The organism is Paraburkholderia sp. RCC_158, assembly GCF_041355255.1.
Classification (GTDB): Bacteria; Pseudomonadota; Gammaproteobacteria; order Burkholderiales; family Burkholderiaceae; genus Paraburkholderia; species Paraburkholderia graminis.
Map to the genome: position 1 here is coordinate 86,030 of NZ_JBFUPM010000025.1, position 6,101 is coordinate 92,130.

A 6,101-nucleotide genomic window follows, 5' to 3' on the forward strand; every position below is an offset into this window, starting at 1 on the left:
GAACCACACAAGGAGAGACTTACCAGTTAGTGGCTCACCGCGCCATTGCGGACAGCTCACACCAGGCGCGAACGAACTACGGACGCCCATTCCTTCGTCGTAGCGTGCCTCGTAAAGCGGCCACCCTTTCGTCAATTGTCCCGTACCAAGCATGAGCGAGGCGAGGTTATAACGGGCGTCTGCATAGTCGTTGCTTATCGCGAGCGCCTGACGGTAATGCGCCTCCGCCTCCGGCAGCCGGTCAAGCTCTTTAAGAACAACGCCTAAATTGTTGTGAGCCTGACGGTAGTCCGGGTTTTGCCCGATGGCCTGCTCATAAATATCCACGGCTTCATTCAAGCGATCCAACCGCTGGAGCACGATGCCCAGGTTGTTATGTGCTTTGGTCAAGCTGGGCTCAATCAGAAGCGATTTCCGGAAAGCTGCCTCAGACTCTGGCAGTCGTTCGACTTCGTTGAGCAAGATACCGAGGTTGTACCAGGCATCAGCGTAGCCCGCGTTGATGGCTAGCGCTTGCCGATAAGTCTCCTCGCTTTCCTGAAATCTCTTAAGATCTTGGAGGATGATACCGAGGTTGTTGAGCGCCTCAACATAATTGGGGCGGATTTCCAGTGCCTGCCGGCACGCCGCCTCAGCTTCGGGCAGGCGCTCAAGCTCCTTCAGGAGCACACCTAAATTGTTGCAAGTTTCGGCAAATTCAGGATGGATGCGCAGCGCTTCCCGATAACAAGCCTCCGCTTCCGAAAGCTGGTTGAGTTCGATCATCAGCATGCCGAGATTGTTAAGCGCGTGAGCGTGCCTTGCGTCAATCTCTAACGCCCTTCTGTAAGAAGCTTCGGCTTCCCCCATGCGCTTCAAACCATGCAGCGCAACGCCTAAGTTATAATAGCAATCGGCATTTCCCGGCTTAAGAATCAAGGCGCGGCGATAAGCCTCCTCGGCTTCCGCAAGCCGCTTCGAGGCATAGCACAGTGTCCCGAGATGATGATGAGCCTCGGGATAGTCAGGGCGTAAGGCTAACGCATGTCGGCAAGCAATCTCAGCTTCGGGAAGACGGTCGAGTTCTTTGAGCAGGACGCTTAAGCTGTAGTGGGCTTGAGCGAAGTCTGGTGTGATTGCTAGTGCCTTTCTGTAAGCGGCTTCTGCATTTTGGTGCCGCTCTAGGTTGTAAAGCACATTGCCAAGGTTGTTCCATGCCGCCGCATGATGCGGGCAAGTTCCCAATGTCTTGTTGAAGGCGACCTCTGCTTCAATTAGGCGGCCTTGACCGTACAAGACGACGCCTAGATTGTATTGAGCTTCGACGTGATCTGACTTTAGCGCCAAGGCGTTACGACAGGCCTCTTCCGCTTCGTCGAAGCGGTTCAAATCGTAAAGCAGTGAACCAAGGCTATTGTGAGCCTCGGCATAGTCGGGGTTGATGCCAATTGCTTGCCGGCAAGCTGCTTCTGCTTCCGGCAAGCGTCCAAGTTGTTTCAGCAGCACGCCTAAATTGTTATAGGCCTCCGCATAACCAGGCTTCTCTTCAATGGCACGTCGCCAGTATGTCTCCGCATCCGCCGCTTGGTTCAGACTAAGCGAGCAGGCTGCGGCCAAGTTGTACGCCGCCGCTCGATCGGTTCGTGGTGTGTTTAGGGAAGGTTGCAGCATTGGCTTGAGCGTGGCCAACGCCGCCGCAAATCGAGCACTGGAATAAAGAGCAACGGCCGACTGATAGGGGCTTTTTTTGTTAGCTGTATGCTTCAGTGCATGTCTCATAGTTCGTCGCAGCAAAGACAGAATAGTGTTGAAACCACGGTGCGGGTGGCGAATTTCCCCAGGGACCCCTGCAACCCCGCCGCCACAGCGGACGACAACAAATGCGGCTTGGCAGGCCTTTCGATGGACGCTGCTACAGGCGAGGCCAATAACGAGTGTATTAGTGCGTCGCGGCCATCAAAGCGTTGAGCAGTGCCGTGAAATGCCTCTAATTCGGCGGCGTTCTGCCAGAACAAATAAAGAAGCCCGCACGTAGCGGGCACAAGCTGAACGATTCAGGCGTTCGGCTCGAGTTGCTGCTGCATTGTTGTGTGTGTTGGTGTTTTTGTGAAAAGTCCGCGCAACGTGGTCAAAGCAGCGCGATACTGTGGTAATGCTTTGTCACACTCGTGCGCTTCATCGCCGCACAGTACTCCGCCTCCAACTCTTCTTTGCTGCTTGCCGCCATCGCGAGCACGGATTCGTCAATGACCTGAATACAGCGCGCGATACGGAGTGTCTCGTCGCCCTGATCTCCCGTCAATCGCGTCAGCAATGGCGCACGGTCTTCTACGAGCCGGGCAGCCTCGATCCAGTCGGCCAGCAACGCGGCCTGTTGAATCGATCGCGACAAAGAATGGACCTTCTGCGCCAGTTCTGAAGACGTAATTTGGCGTTCTTCTTGCATGATCAACCCTTGTTGGTGGCCATTGCGCCCGCGCTATTTGAGCCGCCGAACAACTGCGTCAGATATTGCGAATTATTGTTCATCGTCGCCATCAAGGTATTGAGGGCGGTGAATTGCCCCTGATACTGGCTTGTCAATTGAGCGGTGTAGTTGCTCAGCGCAGTCTGCTGCGTCTTGATACTTGCCAGATCAGCGTTGATCGCCGTGGTTTCGGTATCCATGATGCCACCCGTCGCAGTGAAGCTGCCGATGCTGTTGTTCAGCTTTGCAGCAATACCAGTCGTCGAGTTGAAAAGAGCAGCGACGGTCGACGAAGAATTGTTCAAGGCGCTGGTCAGCGTAACACTGTCAGTGGTCAGCGTGCCGTCGGCATTCAGCGTGATCCCGATCGAGCCGAGAGAAAGCGCTGAATTGCCGTTTTTCACACCACCGCTGATGATGCTACCAAGTGTGTTCTTAATCGTATTGGCCATCGAATCACCCAGCAGAGGCCCAGCCTGGGAGCCCTGCGCCTGGGTGCCATCGAACGACGTCAGTGCACCCATCGTCGTGACCAGCGTGTTGTAGACACTCACAAAGTTGTTGATCGCAGTGGCTTGCGAAGTCGTATCAGATGCAATCGTCAACGTCTGTGAGTTGCCAGTTGTCACGCCAGAAGTGGTTGTTCCCAGCGCCGCGGCGGTCAGGTTCAAGGTGACGCCAGCGATTGCAGTCGACGATGAATTGCTGGAGCTGCTAACAGGGGTGCCGTCGACCGTGAAGAGAGCGTCTTGGGCGGATTGCGCTTGTGTCCACGCACCAGCGCCGGTCGAGTTAATCGACGAAGTGGTGGCCATGGCACCAAGGCTCGACAACCCGGCATCGTTCGTGACGTTGCTCGTTGTAACGCTGATTGCGCTGGTGCTGCCGTTGGTTGAGCTCAGTACTAGCTGCGATCCGTTGGATGTGGTTACCACCTTTGCAGTGACGCCGCCATTTTGACTGTTGATCGCCGACGCTACATCGCTCAACGTGCTGTTCGGCGCGGTAATGTTAATACTCATCGAGTTACCGCCGAGTGCGATGTTCAGCGTGCCAGCACCAAGTTGCTGCGCGCTGCCAAAGACGGCGGAGGTGAGCGACGGCGAAGACGTCACCCCTAGGCTTGACAGCCCAGCGCTGTTTGAGGAAACGCTAATCGTATTCGCGGCACCCGTTGAAGTAGAGCGCAACACCAAGTGCGCGCCGTCCGTACCTGTCACAACTGTCGCGGAGACACCGGGATTGCCCGTCGCCGAGTTTATGGCAGAAGCAATGCCGCTCAGCGTATTGTTTGTCGAATCGATATTGACGCTCATCGACTTACCGCCAACAGAAACGTTCAAAGTGCCAGTTCCGACAGCAGCGGTAGCGCTGAAAGCGCCGGAAGAAATTGTTTGTGCTTGCGCGACTTGCGACACTGAAACTGTGTAGCTGCCTGCTACCGCCCCGACGCCGGCAGTGGCCGTTAGCCCCGAACCGGTTGCCGTCGCAGCAAATGACGACAGTGCTGTCCCGTTCGCGAGACTCGCCAAGGTGGCTTGCAATGCTGACAGCCCCGACTTCAATGTGCCGATCGCGGATATCTTCGTGTTATCGCTGGTCGTTTGCGCGGTCAACGCCGCCAGTTGCCCAGCCGTCTTCGAATTAACGAGGGCTGTGACCAGCGATGATACATCCATCGACGAATTGCCCGTGGAACCGCTGATGATCGACTGTGCGGCCTGTTGAAGCGCGGCATTGGTGCTCGTGGTTGTGGCGGTGGCGGTCGTGGATGATGCCGTCGAGACAGTTGACATGAAGCAGCTCCGTGCGTCGGTAAAGTCAGTAAAACCTGGTCAGTTATCGCAATGTATTACGGGAGGCAGTGCCTCCCGTGTAAAACAATTGATGGCATAGGCGCCGTGCACGATACCTATGCCATTTAGCAGTCCAGCTTTACTGGAGAAGCTTAAGGACTTGCTGCGGCAGCGAGTTCGCTTGCGACAATACCGAGATACCGGCTTGCTGCAGAACCTGCGCCTTGCTGAGGTTTGCGGTTTCCTGCGCGAAGTTGGCGTCCGTGATGTTCGACTGCGCTTGCGCCAGATCCGTCGACTGCGCCTGCTGAGTCGTGGCAATAGCGGTAAAGCGGTTTTGCGCTGCGCCTAGCGTTGCCTGGATGTTATTCACCGTGGTCAACGCATTGTCGATCGATTCAATCGCGATATTCGCGCCGGTCTTCGAGCTAATGTCGATATTTGCCACCGACGTCGGTGCGTTAGTCAAGTTGAGCGTCTTGATTGCCGTCGACAGTGTAGACGCGGGAGCTGAATTGACCGTCCCTGCTGCCAGAGTCATCTGGCTGCCGGCAGTACCGCTCACGGCGAACAGACCAGCCGTAGCACCAGCCGACAGCTGACCACCATTCTGATCGAAGAACTGGAAGCCACCGCTGCCGTCCGACTTCACGGTCACACCAGTCACGGCACCGGCCGTCCCTGCCGTGACGTCTTTACCGCTACCCGCATCGACCGAGATATTAGACACAGTACCGAGTACGGTGCCTGCAGCGAGGCCGGTAGCATTGGCCGAGCTGATATCGGTGATGGCTTTGGACGGAGAGCTCAAATCGGTCGAGGTAGCCAAGGACAGCGTCGTAACGCCGCTCACTTGGGTAGTCGAAAACAGCGCGCTAGATGCAGCGCTCGTCAGAGCTTTGTTGTTCTGATCGGTGTAGGTAAAGCCGCCAGCGCCGTCAGACTGAATATTGATCGACGTGATGACACCGTCTTTCTGACCTGCTGCCACGCTGGTCGGCGCCGCACCCGTGGTCGCATCGAGGTTAAGACCGGTGATCGTGCCAAGTGTAGCGCCCTTTTGCACGTATCCGCCGCCCATTGACGCCGCCGACACATTCTGCGACAGGTTCAGGCTGATCGATTGGCCCACGTTTGCGCCAACTTGGAAGTTGACGGTTCCTGCGGAGCCGTCTAATACACTCTTGCCGTTGTATGTCGTCTGCGACGCAATACGGTTCACTTCTGCGATCTGTTGTTGGACTTCCTGTTGCAATGCAGCTTGGTTGTCCGCCGTCAAACCGCCGTTCGATGCCTGCACCGCCAAGGTACGAATGCGCTGCAGGCTCGACGTGATCTGCGCGAGACCGCTCGTTGCGGTCTGGATCATCGAAACGCCGTCATTTGCGTTCGAGACGCCTTGGTTGAGGCCGTTGATTTGCGTTTGCATGCCGGTCGAGATCGCCAGACCTGCCGCGTCGTCCGCCGCGCTGTTAATCCGCTTGCCGGACGACAGGCGGGTAATGGCTTGCGAAAGAGCGCTTTGCGAGCCGCTGAGGTTCTGCTGGGCAACCAGCGAGTTGATATTGCTATTGATTCCGAGCATGGAAAATCTCCTAAATAGGCCGTGAGCCCATACGCCACGTTGGCATCGGCGGAAAGCACTCGTTCATTGCTGCCCGCCTCAAAGAGGATTTCGGCAATCCGCAAAGGAACTTTAATTTTTGGGGCCCCAATACCCTCGCGCCACTAGCTGAACCCGGTGTAATAAACTAGAAGATAGGCGGCTCGGCGCGGTTTTTCGGAGCTATCGTCAAGAGTGGTGTATGGGCAGCTTGAGCGCGTTCGACTTCAGGCGGCGAGTTTCTGCTGAACCGGTT

Annotated in this window: 4 protein-coding genes; all 4 read right to left on the reverse strand. The window is 56.3% G+C overall.

The window, feature by feature from the left end; all coding sequences use genetic code 11:
• A partial coding sequence (locus AB6809_RS31320; protein WP_371028013.1) for a tetratricopeptide repeat protein occupies positions 1-1,758 on the reverse strand: 1,758 nt, incomplete at its 3' end.
• Positions 1,759-2,107: 349 nt separating this feature from the next.
• Entirely contained in the window at positions 2,108-2,425 is a 318-nt protein-coding gene (locus AB6809_RS31325; protein WP_371028014.1) for a flagellar protein FliT, read from the reverse strand.
• A gap of 2 nt (positions 2,426-2,427) precedes the next feature.
• The gene (gene fliD, locus AB6809_RS31330) at positions 2,428-4,242 is read right to left on the reverse strand and encodes a flagellar filament capping protein FliD (protein ID WP_371028015.1); all 1,815 of its coding nucleotides are present in this window, start codon (positions 4,240-4,242) and stop codon (positions 2,428-2,430) included.
• Between the two features lie 139 nt (positions 4,243-4,381).
• A complete protein-coding gene (locus tag AB6809_RS31335; RefSeq protein ID WP_371028016.1) occupies positions 4,382-5,827 on the reverse strand; it encodes a flagellin in 1,446 nt (481 codons plus the stop codon).
• Positions 5,828-6,101: the final 274 nt, after the last annotated feature.

Bases quoted from the DNA above. Each gene is read 5' to 3' on its own strand.
- fliD (WP_371028015.1), bottom strand. From the start codon at position 4,242: ATGTCAACTGTCTCGACGGCATCATCCACGACCGCCACCGCCACAACC.
- AB6809_RS31325 (WP_371028014.1), bottom strand. From the start codon at position 2,425: ATGCAAGAAGAACGCCAAATTACGTCTTCAGAACTGGCGCAGAAGGTC.
- AB6809_RS31335 (WP_371028016.1), bottom strand. From the start codon at position 5,827: ATGCTCGGAATCAATAGCAATATCAACTCGCTGGTTGCCCAGCAGAAC.